Annotated in this window: 21 protein-coding genes; 6 read left to right on the top strand and 15 right to left on the bottom strand. The window is 59.1% G+C overall.

The features are described from left to right. The 9 genes from BTN82_RS09585 to BTN82_RS30980 form a co-directional block, all read right to left on the bottom strand. Complete coding sequence (locus BTN82_RS09585) at positions 1-180, bottom strand: hypothetical protein (RefSeq protein WP_075118888.1); 180 nt, start codon at positions 178-180, stop codon at positions 1-3. A gap of 1 nt (position 181) precedes the next feature. Further along, complete coding sequence (locus tag BTN82_RS09580; protein ID WP_075118887.1) at positions 182-1213, bottom strand: major capsid protein; 1032 nt, start codon at positions 1211-1213, stop codon at positions 182-184. An 11-nt stretch (positions 1214-1224) separates the two neighbouring features. Beyond that, positions 1225-1575, bottom strand: a complete 351-nt coding sequence (locus BTN82_RS09575; protein WP_075118886.1) for a head decoration protein — start codon at positions 1573-1575, stop codon at positions 1225-1227. A 12-nt stretch (positions 1576-1587) separates the two neighbouring features. Further along, entirely contained in the window at positions 1588-2808 is a 1221-nt protein-coding gene (locus BTN82_RS09570; RefSeq protein WP_075118885.1) for a S49 family peptidase, read from the bottom strand. A gap of 2 nt (positions 2809-2810) precedes the next feature. Further along, positions 2811-4418 carry a phage portal protein gene (locus BTN82_RS09565; RefSeq protein ID WP_075118884.1) on the bottom strand — a complete coding sequence of 536 codons (1608 nt, stop codon included), beginning with the start codon at positions 4416-4418 and terminating at the stop codon, positions 2811-2813. A gap of 2 nt (positions 4419-4420) precedes the next feature. Then, the gene (locus tag BTN82_RS09560) at positions 4421-4636 is read right to left on the bottom strand and encodes a hypothetical protein (RefSeq protein WP_075118883.1); all 216 of its coding nucleotides are present in this window, start codon (positions 4634-4636) and stop codon (positions 4421-4423) included. Between the two features lie 12 nt (positions 4637-4648). Continuing rightward, positions 4649-6535: a phage terminase large subunit family protein gene (locus BTN82_RS09555; RefSeq protein ID WP_075118882.1), complete on the bottom strand. Its 1887-nt coding sequence runs from the start codon at positions 6533-6535 to the stop codon at positions 4649-4651. 43 nt (positions 6536-6578) lie between these two features. Continuing rightward, entirely contained in the window at positions 6579-7103 is a 525-nt protein-coding gene (locus BTN82_RS09550; protein ID WP_075118881.1) for a terminase small subunit, read from the bottom strand. 148 nt (positions 7104-7251) lie between these two features. Then, the gene (locus BTN82_RS30980; RefSeq protein ID WP_148169489.1) at positions 7252-7557 is read right to left on the bottom strand and encodes a hypothetical protein; all 306 of its coding nucleotides are present in this window, start codon (positions 7555-7557) and stop codon (positions 7252-7254) included. Between the two features lie 120 nt (positions 7558-7677). Here BTN82_RS30980 and BTN82_RS09540 point away from each other — a divergent pair, with 120 nt between their 5' ends. Next, positions 7678-7926 (top strand): hypothetical protein, encoded by a 249-nt coding sequence (locus BTN82_RS09540; protein WP_075118879.1) that lies wholly within the window; start codon positions 7678-7680, stop codon positions 7924-7926. Between the two features lie 46 nt (positions 7927-7972). On the opposite strand, the gene BTN82_RS09535 is transcribed toward BTN82_RS09540, so the two are convergent. From BTN82_RS09535 to BTN82_RS09510, 6 genes are all read right to left on the bottom strand, one after another. After that, complete coding sequence (locus BTN82_RS09535; RefSeq protein ID WP_075118878.1) at positions 7973-8320, bottom strand: phage holin family protein; 348 nt, start codon at positions 8318-8320, stop codon at positions 7973-7975. A 527-nt stretch (positions 8321-8847) separates the two neighbouring features. Then, a complete protein-coding gene (locus BTN82_RS09530) occupies positions 8848-9210 on the bottom strand; it encodes a hypothetical protein (protein ID WP_075118877.1) in 363 nt (120 codons plus the stop codon). Further along, positions 9203-11419 (bottom strand): VapE domain-containing protein, encoded by a 2217-nt coding sequence (locus BTN82_RS09525; protein WP_075118876.1) that lies wholly within the window; start codon positions 11417-11419, stop codon positions 9203-9205. Before BTN82_RS09525 ends, BTN82_RS09530 begins: the two co-directional genes overlap by 8 nt. Beyond that, positions 11409-11636 (bottom strand): TraR/DksA family transcriptional regulator, encoded by a 228-nt coding sequence (locus BTN82_RS09520; RefSeq protein WP_075118973.1) that lies wholly within the window; start codon positions 11634-11636, stop codon positions 11409-11411. The genes BTN82_RS09525 and BTN82_RS09520 overlap by 11 nt, the downstream gene beginning before the upstream one ends. After that, positions 11629-12147: a phage regulatory CII family protein gene (locus BTN82_RS09515; protein WP_075118875.1), complete on the bottom strand. Its 519-nt coding sequence runs from the start codon at positions 12145-12147 to the stop codon at positions 11629-11631. Before BTN82_RS09515 ends, BTN82_RS09520 begins: the two co-directional genes overlap by 8 nt. A 332-nt stretch (positions 12148-12479) precedes the next feature. Continuing rightward, positions 12480-12713, bottom strand: coding sequence for a hypothetical protein (locus BTN82_RS09510; RefSeq protein WP_075118874.1), 234 nt, complete (start codon positions 12711-12713; stop codon positions 12480-12482). Between the two features lie 98 nt (positions 12714-12811). Between BTN82_RS09510 and BTN82_RS09505 the strand changes: the two genes are divergently transcribed. The 5 genes from BTN82_RS09505 to BTN82_RS09480 all read left to right on the top strand — a co-directional run bounded on the left by BTN82_RS09505 (position 12812) and on the right by BTN82_RS09480 (position 16064). After that, positions 12812-13459: a LexA family protein gene (locus tag BTN82_RS09505; protein ID WP_075118873.1), complete on the top strand. Its 648-nt coding sequence runs from the start codon at positions 12812-12814 to the stop codon at positions 13457-13459. Positions 13460-13506: 47 nt separating this feature from the next. Continuing rightward, on the top strand, positions 13507-14424 hold the full coding sequence (locus tag BTN82_RS30975) for a hypothetical protein (RefSeq protein ID WP_148169485.1): 918 nt from the start codon (positions 13507-13509) through the stop codon (positions 14422-14424). Between the two features lie 280 nt (positions 14425-14704). Further along, positions 14705-15292 (top strand): hypothetical protein, encoded by a 588-nt coding sequence (locus tag BTN82_RS09495; RefSeq protein ID WP_075118871.1) that lies wholly within the window; start codon positions 14705-14707, stop codon positions 15290-15292. Positions 15293-15303: 11 nt separating this feature from the next. Then, positions 15304-15588, top strand: a complete 285-nt coding sequence (locus tag BTN82_RS09490; RefSeq protein WP_075118870.1) for a phage antirepressor KilAC domain-containing protein — start codon at positions 15304-15306, stop codon at positions 15586-15588. Between the two features lie 158 nt (positions 15589-15746). After that, positions 15747-16064 (top strand): pyocin activator PrtN family protein, encoded by a 318-nt coding sequence (locus BTN82_RS09480; RefSeq protein WP_075118868.1) that lies wholly within the window; start codon positions 15747-15749, stop codon positions 16062-16064. Positions 16065-16089: the final 25 nt, after the last annotated feature.

Genomic DNA, 16089 nt, shown 5'->3' with positions numbered 1-16089 from the left:
TCAGTCACCGCCTTCCTGCTCACCTTTCGGCAACTGGCCGCGGCGAACAATCTTGCCCTCGTCCAACAACAGCTCGGCGACTTCCTTGCTGGGCGGGTCGTAAACCTCACCCTGGCGGATCACTTTGGCGCCGTCCTGAAGGCAACCGTCTACCACTACATATTCAGTTTTCGCAGCCATGTCACACCACCTTCGCGTAGAGGAAAGCATTCGGTTCCAGCAGGCCGGCCAGAGGAGCCGACTGGATTTTCAGCCAACGCACGCTTGGTTCATCGGTGACCCAACTCTTGGGGAAGCGCGTTGCTTCGACCAGACCACTCTCGATGGCAGCCAGATCCTGAATGGCCGCATAGAGCATGGCGTTGCGGGTCGAGGTGGAGCCCAGGATCAAGCCGCCGGCAGGAATCACCGGTTGCTCGTCATCGGCCGCGTCCAGGTACCACTCGTCATAGGCATACAGATCGATGCCCGGATCATTGAGGTAGCCAAGGTAGGTCACCCCGTCCGGCAGTTCTGCAGGCTTGATCAGGCCCATGTCCACGCGCCGACTGTTCAGCTGCGCCAACACCGTCTTGTTGCCTTGGAAGGCGTCCTGCGCCTCGGCGCTCAACACCGCTACGTTTGCCGAGCGGCCGGAGTCCTTGGCGATCAGACGACGCCACTGGCGCAGATTGGCGATCGGGTCAGAGGCCTCGGTGTTCCAGCGACCGGTGGCAAGTGTGACCTTGTGGGTGTCTTCCATGAGGAAGTCGATGGTGTCATCCACCCCCTCGCCGACTACCTGGATACGCCCGGTAGTCAGCGCCTGGGCGCACATCCACTCCTCGCGGCGGGTGATCTCGTCATCGAGATCCACCAGGTCACGGCCAAGTCGTTCACCGGCTCGCTCAAGCGCAGTACGTGTCGAGAATGGGTTCTCGCCGGCACTACGTTTCAGGATCAACTCTGCACGGGTTTCGCGCTTCGGCTGAATGTACGGCGGCTTGTAGGTCGACGAGCTGATGCCGGTACGCTGCGACACGCTGCCTGGCAGGGTCGGGTGTACGAACGGCGCCATTTTGCGTTGGCCCTTCACGATGTCGATGGTGACCGCTTCGGTGCCGAAGGTCTCGGGAAAACCGCCGTTGAAGAAGGTGTTCATGAGGAAGCGCCGCGGCGTCGCCATCTGCTCGACGGCTTCCAGCATGGTCAAGGTGTCGAAAATGTCAGTCATGGGTGCTCCGATCAACGAATGAAGAGGCAGAGAGGACGCAGCGCGGCCTTCGCAGCGGCGAGGCTCAGCCCCTCGCCAAAGGTGAGTTGGCTGCCCAGCACCTGGCCGGTCAGGCGGATCGGCGCGCTCTTGGCGCCGTCGGTGGTGTCGACGTCCTGGTCGAGGATCGCCGTGGGCTTCTGCGAACCGTCCTCGGCCGCGGCCTTGCACAGCAGGTATTCACCGCTGGCAGTGACCTGGCCCAGCACCGCGCCGCGGGCCAGCTTCTGGCCAGTTGCGATGACACCGGTGTCCATCACGATGGGGAAATCGCCCGCCGAGAGCTGGCTCGGCTGGTAGGTCTTGCGTTCAGGGTTTGCCATTTGGGGCTCCTATTAGCGGCGCGAGGCGCCTGCAACGATTGCGCTGACGGCGGCCTTACGATCACCTTCCTTGCCGCCTGCGGGTGGGGTAGCACTGGTGACGCCTTGGGCATCACTCTTGATGCCAGCCAGCGAGATACCGCGATCCTGAGAAGCCTTGAACAGCACCAGGGCGGTGGCCTCGACCGAACTACCGTCGTCGATGGCCGCGTCGATTTCCTTCTCGAAGCCTTTGACGGCCAGGGCGTTGATGCCCTTGATACGATCACGCTCGGCGGTGGCAGCCTCGGTGCGGATCGCCGAGGTGTCAGGCTGATCGGCCTGGGCGATCTCGATGGTGTTGGGGTCGGTGCCAGCGGCAATCGCCGTGCGCAGTTCTGCTGTGGTCTTGACGGTGGTCATGGTGTGTATCCTCGGGGAGTTGAGGGCCGGCTTGGCCAGTTCAGTGATCAGGGATTCGAGCGAGCCCACGCGATGGGCCAGGCCGTGCTGGACAGCGTCGGCGCCGACACGGATCCCGCCGTGATCGCCCATCTCGGGCACTTTCTCGGCTGCTACGCCGAGGTTGCGGGCAACCTTGCCCACAAAGACTTCGCCCAGGGCGTCGATGGTCTCGCCCATCTTGGCGCGGCCCTCCTCGGTACCGAGGTCCAGGCGCTTGTTGGGGGCATTGCGGCTGACGATCTGGTAACGGGTTCGTCCACTCACCTTCTCGTTCTCGACTACCGCCTCAACGACCACACCGATGCTGCCGGCGAGGCTGGCTTCATCGATGACGATTTCGCTGGCTGCCGAGGCGATCCAGTAGGCCGCACTGGCCCCGATACCGCCGATGTACGCGACGATGCGCTTACGCTCACGGCCGGCGTAGATCATCTCGGCCAGCTCGTTGATGCCCGCCGCGACACCGCCAGGGCTGTCGATGTTGAGTACGATCGACCTGACCTTGGGGTCATCCAGCGCTCGCTGAATGTCCGTGGCCAGGACCTGCGTACTGGTCGCACCGCTGATCTCGGTGAACAGGTTCGCGTAGCGGAAGATCGGTCCAACGACCGGTACCACTGCCACGCCGTTGCGCATGGTCACCTTGCGGGTGTCCTCCAACTGCTCGCCACGCTTGGTCGCCAGCGCCATCGGATCGCCCATGCGGTCGGAGATGGTCAGCAAGTTGTCCAGCGCGTCGGGCAGCATCAGCCAGGGCTGCGAGGCCGCCAGCTCGAGTGCTCGAGGCATGTCTATTCCTCTTCGGGGTTGGGGTCAGGCGGAGACTCAAGCCCGCTCTTGGGCAGGGCCTGCATGTTGTTGGCACGGCGATAAGTGATTTCGCGGGTTCGCTGACGAATGACCTGCTGCCAGGGCTCGCCAGTCATCGCTGCGGTTTCCAGGGTCTCGTTGCTCACGCCGATCTCGATGCGCTTGCCGGCAGCGTTGGCTTCCTTCAGCTCGTCGATGGCCCCTCGCGCTGGCCCGATCCAGATGGCCTGGCAATAGGCTTTGCGCCTGGCCGGAGCGTTGTATCCGGGCAGGTCGATCAACCCACGTGCTACGGCCTCATCGATGACCAGCTCGCGGCTCGGCTGGCAGAAGTCGCAGGCCAGCCACCAGCGGCGCAAGCTGTAGAAGCGCCAGGCCTGGAGCATCGCAGCACGGGCCGCGCTGTAACTGCTGCTGTAGTGCAACAGCAGCTCTTCCAGCGGCAGTTCCAGTGCCGCGCCGATCTCCTTCACCACCGCGGTAAAGAACGGGTCGAACTGGGCATTCGGGCGACCGGGGTTGGCCACCATCGGCTCCTCTCCCACGCCGAGGTCGACGATGGCGCCCTCACCCAGGGCAAGCGTACCGTCAGAGGTGTCATCCCCTCCGGGCTGTTCTTCCGTCAGAGCCGACATCGGCAGGTTGCCGGGGTTGAAGTCATTGCCCTTCTTGATGAACACGGTAAACATCGCCGAGATCACTGCCGCCATCAGCTCGGCGCTGCTGTAGCGCTCCAGCTTCTGCAGGGGCTCCAGCACCGGGGACAAGTAGGGTGCGCCGCGCTTCTGCCCTGGTCGCTCCTTGTCGGCCATGACGTGCAGCACGCGACGCCGTCCAGTCTCAGCACCGAACACGGCCAACCGCTCCCAAGACAGCGTTTTTCCCGCCAGATGCTCGCCGGGGTAGCCGGAACACACGTGGTACGCCACCGGCGAACCCAGCCCGTCGAACTCGACACCTTCCACCAGGTCCGCGCGATCCATGCCGCCGTTCGGGTTGCCGACACGGTCGGACTCGATCAACTGCAACCGCGTGCTGAAGATGCAACCGGGACGCTCCTGGTCCGGGCTGGCCACGAACACATCGCCCGCCACCATCGACGACACCAGCACCAGGGCCTGCAGCTGGTAATGGTTGAGCGTTGCCTCGGCGTCGCACTCCCGCGGGTCATCGGCATACAGCGACCACAACCGGTCCAGTTGAGCGTTGAGCTGTTCGGCCTCCTCTTCGGTCAAGCCCAGCGCTTCATGATCGACCTGGGCACGGCAGACCAGCCCCGTGCCCACAACGTTGGTGCGCAACCGCGTGATTGCCGCGCGGGCCACCAGGTGGTTTCGCATGGCATCACGCGAGCGCGCCACCAGCATGCGGCGCTCACTCTGATTGAAGTCACGTCGTGGGCTGCCAAGACCAGGCAGCCAGCTGGCTACACTGCGCAACACCCGAGACGCGCCGCGCCAGCGGGTTTCAACTCCACCGCCGCCGCCCTGAGCGACGATCTGTTGCCCATCGACCGATGCCCTGGCCACTCGGATCGCTTCGGTCATCAGCTGCTCGGCAGCCGACTCCTGTTTACGGAACGGCCACATGGTCAGAGCCCCATGTAGGAAATGCGGTTACGACCCCGGCCCTGAAGCGTTGCCTGTTCTGCGGCGACCTCTTCGGCGTACTGTTTCTCCAGCAAGCGCAAGCTGTTCAGCTCGGCCAGCTGGACCTCGCGATCCTGCCGACGCAGCCGCTGGCCGCTCTTCAGGACGCGCGAGATCGCCGCCCGGACTTCGGCAAGGCGTTGTTGTGCATCTGTCATGGTGAACCTCGGTTAGCTGACGCGGCTCCGTGTGCCCCTGCCGCGCGAAACCACGCGACGAGGAATCGGCGCCACCGCCTGTTCAGTAGTGAAGAGGGTGGGCTGAAGCTGTTGCTGCTCCAGCTGGTCCCATTCGTGATCGCGCAGCAGGTGGGTTTTCAGGCTGCGAGCGGCGTGCAAGGCGTATACCTCGCAGTCCAGCGCTTCGTTGCGCCGGCCGGCCTTCTTCTGCCAGACCATCTTGCTGGGGGTGCGCGGGTGGGGCGCCAGGACCTCGTTGGTCACCTGCTCGTAGTAGTCCGCGCGGATCTCGCTGTACCAGTGCATACGCCCTGGCCCGCTGCCCTTGAGCCGCATCCGGCCATCGATCAGCGTCTTGGCCTTGTGGGTACCGACGATGAACACGCGCAGGCCATACTTGGCGGCCTTGGTGTTGTCCTGGCTGGTGTCCGCTGACTGGGCCGGCTTGGTGAAGATCTCCCGGTCCCGGCTGTCGTTGGACGCGCCCTTGATCGCCATGATGTTGAAGCGTTGGCGATCCCGAACGTAGGTGTACACCGCATCGCTGGTGTTGCCGTCGGAGCTATCGATGCTGACCGCCGACACGGCCAGTTGCGCACCGCTCTCGGTGGGGATCGGCGTTGCGATGATCCGGTCGAGATCCGTCCACACCCCGTCATTCGGGTCGATGGGGTTGCCAGGCAGCTCGCCCCAATACAACCGCCACGACTCCTCGCCTCTTCCCCACCCGACAATGACCAGGGCAAGACGATCGCCCTGGACGTCGACGCCGACCGTGACCAGCAGCGTGCCCCTCGGGGCCGTCAATTCGGCGTAAGGCTCGGCACGCTTCTCCAGCTCGTCCGTCTTGGGCGCGTTGCTCTTGTACTCGTAGCACTCGCCCATCTGGCTGTTGGTAAAAGCAATCATCGGACCGTTATTGCCAAGCGATGCCGCGTGTTCGGCCTGCAGCTTCTTCTCCATCAACTTTTCAAAGCGCGAGCCGTGGAACGTAGCGTACAGCTCGTTGAGGATGTAGCCGGCAATGCCGCGGAATTCGGCAGTAGCCTGCCAGCGCCCATGCTGGAGGTTGGCGTTCTTCTGGTGGTCATCCCAGATCTCGCCGCAGTGAGGGCATGCGTAATACGCCGTTTCCGGGCGGCGCTTGCCATACACCTCATGGAGATAATGCTCGTCCTCGTCGCAGTGCAGGTGGTCGAAGCTCAGCGCGTGCGCTTGGCCGCAGCCGTGGCATGGGACCAGGCCCACGCGCTTGTCCGACAGTTCCAACTCGGCATCGATCGCCGACAGTCCCTTGATGGTCGGGGTACCGCCGATGATGATCTTCGAGCGCCGGAACGTCTTGAGGCGCTCCTTGGCCAGCTTGATGCTGTCCCCCTGCCCCCGCAGGTTCAGGTTGCAGTCGTCGGGCTCTTCCACCGCAACGCGAGGCACGGGGGTGGACTTCACACTGGCCGGGCTGTTGGAGCCGACCATCTTGAGGAAGCCGCCGGGGAACCGCTTGAAATCCTGACGCTGCTGCAGCTTTCGGCTGCCCAGATCGACCTTTTTGCGCAAGCGCTTGGTCGCGGCGATCATCGGTCCAAGCTTTTCCGCCACGTATTGCTTGGCCGCTTCGGCTTTGGGGAACAGGATCAGGATCGGGGACGGGTCGAGGTCAATCCATTTGCCTATGGCGTTACCCATCACGCCCGATGTCCATGCCACCTGGGCGGACTTGCGACCAACGACCTCAAACACATTTGGATCGTCTAGGGCTTCCAGTGGGCCACCAGGCCAGATCAGGTGAGGCGTAACATCGAACCGGTATTTTCCTGGCTGGCCCGCCTCTTCCGTTGACAGGTAACGGTACTTGTCAGCCCATTCGATGATGCTCATTCGCGGGGCCGGTGCCCATTTGCGACACGCTCGGCTGATCCCCTTAATCGCCGTCTTCTTCAGAGCCCTCCTCATCGTCCGGCTCGTCAGGATCCCATTCGGGATCGTCGTCATCCTCGTCATACGCGGACAACCTCCTGAGTATTAGTTCGATGGGCTCACGAATCAGTTGGTCGTCGACCTGCACGCCGTAGTGCGCGGACAAAGTCGCCGCCAGCTCATCGGGGAGGGTGTTCAGCAGCTCAATCTTCGCAGCAGTGATCACCGCCTCGAAGCGCTCGACCATGTCTGTTTCTAGGACCACTTGGCCAAGTTTCTTGGCCAGCTCCACCTCCAGATCATCGCCCCGCAGCCTGTCATATCTGTCCCGGGCGGACTCCTTTTTGCCGTTCAACGCGGCCTGCTGCATCAGCCATTCGACCACCGCCTGGGTGTCGTACTGGTTTTCGTTGCCGCGTCCCACGCCGAATTCGATCACCGGCATTCCACTCTTCTGCCAACGGCTCAAGGTGCGTTCGTCTCGACCGACGATCTCGCCCAGTTCAACCTTGCTGACTGTCTTGCCCATCGTTAAGTCCTTGAAAAGACGGACATCCCTGCAAAAATCTTAGCTGCAGAGAAACCGCGAGTCTGCGCACCCGTGTAGGGGGCGGGCCGGGGGGAGGACCCAGATTTCACTCCCCCCCGACCCTAGCCGGCAATGGCCAGGCGCACCATCAAACCAACCAGCTCGCGGCAACACACAGGATCGCCAAAGCCGTACCAGCTCCGGCCAGGAATGGCCAAACAGGAGCAGGATGGGCTTTGATCTCGGAAACAGCGAGCGGAGCAATTTGGTCCACAGAGTCGAAATCAAGCACCAAATCGTCCCGTACAACGAAGCCGCGATCAGAAGAGCGCGCAACCATTACCTCGCCCTTGTGCAGCGCCATCTCGCAACCGTAATGATGGAAGCTGTCAGCTTCGATGCGGATCGGCGAACGGCGGTCAGGAAGAAATACAGAAAAAACCTTCTGGCTCATTGATACACCTCATTAACGAAAGGCCCACCGAGATGGCGAGCTGTGAAAAATGGACTAGTCGTGATAACAAGTCCGGTTGGGAGGCACCGACACGACGCCTCATCAAAAAAGGACTTAGCAATGCAGTTAGATATCTATCGCGATCAGGCGCTTGAGAAACTTCTGATCGTTGAACAGGGCAAGGACATTCACACTCTGTCGATTGACGAGCCGACCTTTCTGAAAGGACTGGTACTAAACCGAACCTGTGACCCAGATTTCGGTGAATTGCCCACCCGCATCGATAAAGACAAAGTGCTTGAGCAGGTAAGGCTGCGGGGCTACTTCAAAACAACTCTTGTTGTCTCCCTCAGGGAGATTGACGGCTAAGCCCAACGGATATGGGCGAGACATACCACCAACACGGTAGATCGCCCTACTCCACATCCGTCTTGCCGGCCCTGGGCATCTCACAGACGCCCAGCCGCTTCGCCGCCCAGCGTTCGTACAGGCCAATGGCAACATCGGCCCCGGCCATTGCCGTGAGGCATCCGATCCCGCCTGCCGCGAGGATCGAAACCCCGGCGGCGTGTAACAGCATGATGGTGCCCAGCCCACAGACCACACATGCCCCCGATCTCAAGGCCAGGCGGCGAATCAACGACCAGCCCCGGGCGCCTGCCTTGTCGGCCCGCCACATCTCGCCCGACACACCGCCGACCAGTGAAAGAACGATCAGCATCCAGATCGGCATATCCACCAGCGTTTGCTGCTCGTTCGTCATTCCCCTGCCCCTTAAACGCAAAAACCCGGCGCAAGGGCCGGGTTTGGTGAGTGTGGTGCCTGCCGCTCTCTGCGGTCACACCTATCGAAGATGACTACTTTTTACAGGTCGATTCTCATGGCAGCAACCCCGCTTTAATGCCACCCGATGAATAAGTGGGCAACACCGGGTGAACGTCTAGCGAATGTCGGTGAATATCCCACCTCGGCATTCTGTTGATTCGGCGGTGTCTCATATACCCCATACCTCAACTTGAGTATGGGACTCCTGAGAGCGCCTAAATTCGGGGCTCTGCCCCATTGTCCCATCTATTTATACTTTTCCTCGTGTAAAGAAGAAAATCTAAAAACACGCATGCGCGCGACGGCGCGTACAGGCTCGTGCTTTGCTCACACGAGCGGGAGGCTTTTGGATGGGACTATGGGACAAGTCAACAAACACAAGGCCCGCGCTTGTCCCATCGCGCCTAAACGCAATGGGGCAAACACGGGCCATTGGGACAGCGATAACCGGAACTAAGCCCGAGGTCACGCAGCCTTCCCCATCAGCATGCTGTCGATCAGTACATGAGCTTCGTGCAAGCGGCGGTAATAGGTCGGCGCGCTGCATCCGCAATGCAGCATCTTCTGCGACAAGAAGCTGTCGTGATTGCAGTAATGCTCCCAGACCAGAATCGACAGCTGTGCAGGCAGATGTTTGTTCACGATCAGCTCGATATCCGCCGACTCGTCCAACAGCACCCGACTGCCGCGAGTCCCCCGTATCAGCTCGCCTTTGCACTCCATCAACATCGCGATCATATTGCCGCCGCCCAGCTCCACCCCACCTTCGTGCGGGCTGTGCAGATCCTCAGCCCACAGCTTGAGCATTTCGTCGATTCGCTTAATCAAAGCAAGGCTCCTCGAACGCTTCTCGCTGCAACGCTGACGCAGCGCCCCAGCCCGCCGGCTTCTTGTAAGCCCAGGGCCGCTGGCCGCTTTTCACCAACGCAGGCAAACGCACACGCCGCCAACCCAACCGATGCATGATCGCACCGACCCGGATCTGCTCCGGCTTGCTCCAATGCCCGTAGTCCAGCTTCAGCGCGCTAGACAGCACCTCGCTGCCGGTGGTGGTTTCGCCGATCTGAGACTCCTCAAGCCAGGTCAAGATTGGCCCTTCCCACTCATCCACCACAAAACGCTCGTCCTGCTCATCGCCGAACATTGCCGCCTCGTCCAGCGTCACCCACCAGAGGTCGCCCGCCTCATAGCAGAACATCGCCTCGGCCCATAGCTGGTCGCGGATCTGTCGCAATAACTGGAGGTCCACCTTCGTGCATGCCACCGGCCAATAGCGGCGGTTGCCCGTGGCGTCCTTCAGGTACTCGTCCTGGTTTGTCGTGCCGACGAACACACACTGGCGTGGCACGTCCATCGTTCTGCGGCCATAGCTCTCGCGGTAAGTGTCAGTCGAGGCAGAAAAAAACTGCTTCGCCTTGGTCGACTCGGCCTTGTTGAAACTGTCCAATTCCCCCAGCTCGACAATCCACTTACCACGGATCGCCTGGAAGCCGTCCTTGTCGCCCAGAGCGAACGGCGTGTCCATGAACCAATCTCCGCCGAGGATACTCATCGCCGTTGACTTACCAGCGCCCTGTGCCCCTTCGAGGATAATCACCGAGTCCGCCTTACAGCCTGGTTTCATCACCCTGGCAACAGCCGAGAGCATCCAGCGTTTGCCGACCTTGGACGTGTAGTCACTGAGCTTCACCCCCATGACGTCGGTCAACCAGCTTTCCAGGCGCGGCACTCGGTCCCACTCCAGCTTTTGCAGGTACTGACGCACCGGGTGAAAGGCATGGTCATGGGCAACCACACTCACTGCCTCGATCACGTGGGATGCCTTGACCCGCAGGTTGTACTGCTGCGCAAGCCATTTCATGACACGCATATCGTCGATATCGGCCCAGTCGCCCGTGCCGCCACCATAAGGGGCTGTACGCAGCTTGACGATCTTCGAGCTGAAGGCGCTGTAACTGATCACCCCGGCCCAGCGCTCATCATTGGCCAGGATCAGCTCGACGTTCTGCATATGCGCGATCAAGGCGCCGCTCTCACTACGAGCCAGAAGATCCTTCCAGCCACCGGCTGCAGGCGGCTTGACCACCACCAATACCTGGCGACGCACCGCCTCCAGGCCTTCGGCAACATGCAGGTCATTGAAGTCGGTCCACTTCTCTTGCCGCTCGCCGGAAAAGATCGGCGCGACCACCTGGCCACCGACGATCAACGCGGCATTGTTGGCCTTCTCCTCACCAGGGTTCCAGGGATCACCATTCGGCTTCGTAGTCTTCCAGTCATCGTCCCGGCAGATGATCAGCGGGCAACCCGCAAAGCGCTCGCGCATGGCCTTGCAGACCACCAATAAGTTGCCCGCATCGAACGCGACCGCGACCGTCAGCGAAGTCGCCATGTGCAGGCTGGCGCCAGTGGCGTAGCCCTCACAGACCAGCACAGGTTCGCCCGGATCCGGATGCGGGCCGATCAGATGAAACGCCCCCTCCTTGGACATCCCGTAGGGCCAGTAGGACTTGTCCCGGCCGGTGTCTTCCTGCTTCGATGGAAAGACCACCTGCAAGCCGACAATCTCGTCTCGCACGTTGCACATCGGCACCAGGAAGGCCCCGGACCGCGGCGCATAGCGAACGCCGAAACCGACGATCTGCTTGCGATCCAGATACTCGCTGCGCCCCTTTTCCGGCATGCGCTTGAACATACCCGCCGCCCGCTTCGCCGCACGACGTGCAGCATTGGCCGCAATTTCGACAGCCCGGCGCTTGGCCTCCTCCTGCCGAGCGCGCATAACCTCGCGCTCCTCCGGCGACATCCGCCCGGCCTTGACCTTGATCTTCTGCGTCTCGCCCGAACGCCAATCACCGAAGCTGCCGAAGATCAGCGTGTCGCCTTTCTCCGTGCGGTGTTCGTGCACCACGTACCAACCGTTCTTTTCCTTGCCCTTATCCTGCGAAGTCTTGCAGCGTGTCAGCTTGCCGAAAACCAACGGCTGCGTGGGCTCAAGGCCGTAGTCCGCGAACTGCCCCAATACCTCATCGAGCATGGCGGGCCTCCCGCGCTTCGTCGATGGACTGGCAACGCACACACTGGGTGCACCCTGGCAAAGCTAAACGGCGCGCTTCCGGGATTGGTTCATCGCACCCTTCACAGAATAGGAACGAATGCGCCGCCACAGCGGGCTTGGCGGCGTTACGTGCAGCAAGCGCCTGGTCGATACGCTCCTGCACCAGGTCGTTAGCGAAGTCGGCAATATCAGCCACGGTCAGCACCCCGCGTTGTCTGGTTGACATAGGTAGCGCGGTTGAACAACCCCAGCAGCCCCTGAATCCCGCGGAAAACTTGCAGGCGAATCGCGGCCAATTCTTGGTCGCTCACCACCCCATCGCCGATGCTCTTGGCCCAGGTCTCGGCCAGATCTGCCACCTGCCGAAAGTACGTGGCGATACCAGTGGTCAGGGTCTCGGGCATATCGTTGGTGTACGCCTCGGCCAGCTCCTGCCAGGTCGTGTCGCCAACCAGCGCATGCACTGCATCCAGAATGCGGCGATCCTTGGTCAGTTCCAGGATTTCGCCGAACTCTTGAATGTTCACGGTGTGGCTGGGATGGGTCGGGGACAGCTTGTGCTGCAGGGTGGTGGCGTTTCTGCCGGTGGTGGCGGCGATGGCTGCGGCGCCGCCCGGGTAGTCCCGAGCAGCATGGTAAAGCGCGAGATCGAGCGGCAGGATTTCCCGCTGCGCCCGGTCGATTGAACTCAGAGCGATACGGCTCATGGCATTAATCCTTGTAGGTTGCCAGTGCCGCGCGACATGCAGTGGTGATACATTTGTCGCGTGGCTTGAAGAGGCCCAAAAGCCGGCGAGGTCCGCAAGACCGACACCGGCACCGTGCCGAGGCGAGCGATCCGTCGCTCACCTCTGGCGCAACAGCTGCCCTATCTGTGGTGGAGAAAGGCAGCAACCCAAGGTATCCGTACCTTGAAAAGCGCGGTAAGAATCGGCGGTTCGCATGTGGTGTGCCCGCCTACCTTTTACCGCGACCCGACAGCGCTGTGGTGGTGCGTGTCGGGAGGAACTGGGCGGCCCTTGGGTCGCCTTTTTTCTAGCTATGCTGCTTTGCCTACAGGAACAATATCGATGACGCCGAAATGCTCCAGAACTTCGGCGAGCGACACGTTCCCATCACTCTCATGTGCCAAAGCTTTGATCAAAGAAACACTCGGATCTTTGCTCGCATATTTGACGTGTAAGCGCAGGTAACTATCAGCAATTCGGCAGCGCTTGGCGTACGTTGCAAGCGCTTGTGAATCCATTCCTGTTATGTAATCGCGTAGCTTCATGGATGCATCTCTCGACGACAAAATTAACCTTTAAGGTTGTTTTTTGCAACACCAAAAAGAGCATTCACCCAGAAGGTTAATCCCGCCAGAATCTCCAAATGAAAATTTCAGATACTCGTCTTCAGAATTTCCGCAGAGTCATAGCAGAGCAAAAGCTCCGCCTGACAGACGTCGCCGACCGTTTAGGAAAAGCCCCTGCACAAGTGAGCGCTTTTGGTGGTAAGAACCCAACGAAAGGCATTGGGGACCAAATTGCTCGAGAGCTTGAGAAGGCCCTACACCTTCATGATGGGTATCTCGATATGCCCTACGGGATTGGGGAGTTCAACAACGCAACCGTGCTTAGCCATACGGGACGAAAACTCCCCGTAATGGGATCAATTGCCGCCGGTGCTTGGTGCGAGACACATGTAAATTTTGACCCAAGGGACGCTGAAGAGTGGATTGACGCACCGGGACCAGTAGGACCCCGAGCCTTCATCCTCCGCGTTGAAGGAATGAGCATGGAGCCTAAATTCATGGAAGGGGACAAGATCGTAATTGACCCGTCACTGGAGGCACTACCTGGGCATTTTGTGGCAGCGAAACGAATAAGGGATCAAGCTGCTACTCTCAAGCAACTTAGACAAGAAGGCGGGGAACAATATCTCTTTGCTCTAAATCCCGATTGGCCTGAACGAATTATTCGAATGAATGAAGAATGGGCAATATGCGGCCGCGCCAGATGGAAGATCTCAGACCTCTAACTCCCAGCCGCATTATAAATTGATAAATGATATTCACGGAAAACCTCATGCTAGGAAAAACGGGACACATCAAGAATCCATTAACCGTAATATCTATCTTCGCTGCAATTGCCGAGATTAGTGGAACATCCGTACTACCATTCATTGAGCAAAGCAACCAATCAACATATATCTGGTTTCTGATGCTATTTCCTTTCTTTCTAGTAGGGATTTTTTTCCTCACTTTAAACTTCAATCATAAAGCTCTATACGCGCCTTCAGATTACAAAAACGAAAAAAATTTCCTAGCCCCACTCGAGAGGCCAGCAACACCAGAGCTTCAGGGACAAAAGCTACGAGATGAAATTGAAGAAATTAAGCAAGATGCCGCTCAACCTGTTCAGGCTGCGACTGATCACGACCCCGCGAAAATCGGAACACCTGAACACAAGACAATAGCGGATACTCCAGGCTCAGATTCAAAATTATCATCAACTGAAAACATTCACATAAAAGAAACCCAAGCACCATACAAAGTTAAATTTGAGTTCAAAAAGGACTCATTAATTAATGATATTAATCTAGCTGAAAGACTAAGCATTGCAAAAGTATCCAGATATATTGAAAAAGAGCTGAAGCCCAATCAATACTTACTCTTTCCAGACGGAACCAGCTCGATTGTTTTTGATGGCTTCACCATGGACAGGTATGAAGCACATGCTCTCGAAGTGAAAATCTTCAAATCAGATTTTATTGATATAAAAAGATTCATCCCTGCTCTTAAGTCGTTCGAGGAAATTGCCGACACCTTCAAAGATTCGAGTAAATCCTTCACAATTCACTTAATGCTGGTACTCGATTCATTACCTTTGGATGAAAATAAACTTCGCACAGATCTACGACATCTCGCGGACCTATATGACATTAAGGTGAAAGTCTATATATCTACTCTTAACGACTTGATGAATGAATTTCAGTATTCGTAATACCCTTTCAGGTAGTTTAATTTTTAAATTAACCTTTTAGGTTAATTTTTTCTTGACAGGCTATCCGCAAAGGTTATCTTTTGCCTCACTCTTCCACCACAGAGCGAGGCAAAACCATGCACACCACAGCAACCCTACATGCCCATCCAGCGTGCAACCCCATCCGTGTATTCGAAGTTCGTAATCTAGCTCGCGAACACCGCTGCACCTTTGTTGCCAGCAAGCCCAAACATAAAACCAGCAGCACCCCCTTCGGCCCAAATGGCGGAGGGCATGCAGCATGAGCAAGTACAAACTCGACAATCGCACGCTTACGCTGCTCAGCGCCCAAGTCAATCTGACCGAAACCTTCATTCACACGCTCCGCTCCACTCCACGGCGTGATGTGCTTTCGTTTCGCCTCAAGGTTGAACGCAGCAAATCCGACACGCTCTTCACCGTCGAGCTGGGAAGCGAACGCCACACGCTGACCTTGCAAAACGAAAAGAAGATGCACCTGAAGCTGGCCGACTTCATTGAAGAGATCGTTAACGGCCCCTTCGATCCCAGCAACACGGCCGAACTCCGGCCCCTCCATGCAAACCGGCGCTATGGCGCCTTTCCTGTCGAACTCCAGCAACAGGTGTTCGAACTGGTACGCACCGGGGGCTTCCTGAGCCTGGACCTCGGCTTCGACCTGCCGATCCAACTTGCAATCCATCGCACCCAGACGCGAACAGGTGTCACGACGATCATGAGCATCGGAGTGAAACGCCCTCGCACCAAGTGCTTCACCGTATGCGGTAGCGACGTACAGATGTACGAGAAGGTCGTCGAATCCATCAACCACCTGGCTGCAGAAGCAACTCCTGCAGCACACGCAGCGTAGGGGGGTTAACCATGGAGCGCGACCTGGCAAAGACCGCCAAGTACTTCGGCATCACCCGCCCAACGCTGATCAAGCTCATGCGCGAGAAAGATCTGATCAACGACAAAAAGCTGCCGGCTTACCCCACCCGCGACCGTGAGTACCTGGGGACTAAGAACGGCCAGTGGTGGCACCCGGAACTGGGCATGCAATACAGCCAGTCCACCCGAGTGAAGCAGGCCGGCATGCCCTGGCTCGCCGAGCTGTTGGGCCTTGAGATGCCGACGATCCCGGCAGACCGCCGTGACGTGGCCTAGGGAGTACGCCCGTCAGATCATAGCCCTGAGTACCCGAGAGGAGCGCAATGCCGCGCTCCTTGAGGTACCAGAACATCTGCGGGAATTGACCAAGCGCCATTGCCTGAATGCCTGGAACCACCCAGCCCGCCACAAACGCAAGGAGGCCCAACAGAGCCATGAGCAATAACAGCCAAGCACCACTGCGACTGCACCCCGCACCGGACTCATCCACCGTCGAGCTGCTCTACCGAACCTTCGGTGACGTGTTGATCCCCCTTGAAAAGCTGCGCGAGCAGTATTTCCGCAATCTCAACAAGGAGTCATTTGCGGCAGAGATCACCAGCGGCCGCATCGAAATACCCGTTACGACCCTGGACAACAGCCGCAAGGCACCGAAGTACGTGCACATCCGACATGTTGCCGCGTTGATCGATATCCGAGCCTACAAGGCGGATGAAGACATGCCCCGCGCACAAGCCGAAGCAAACGAGTAACCCCCAACGCACGGCCGCCACCACC

Origin of the sequence: Pseudomonas chlororaphis, assembly GCF_001921865.1 — a bacterium.
Lineage (GTDB): Bacteria > Pseudomonadota > Gammaproteobacteria > Pseudomonadales > Pseudomonadaceae > Aquipseudomonas > Aquipseudomonas chlororaphis_D.
This window is presented reverse-complemented; position numbering and strand designations above follow the sequence as displayed.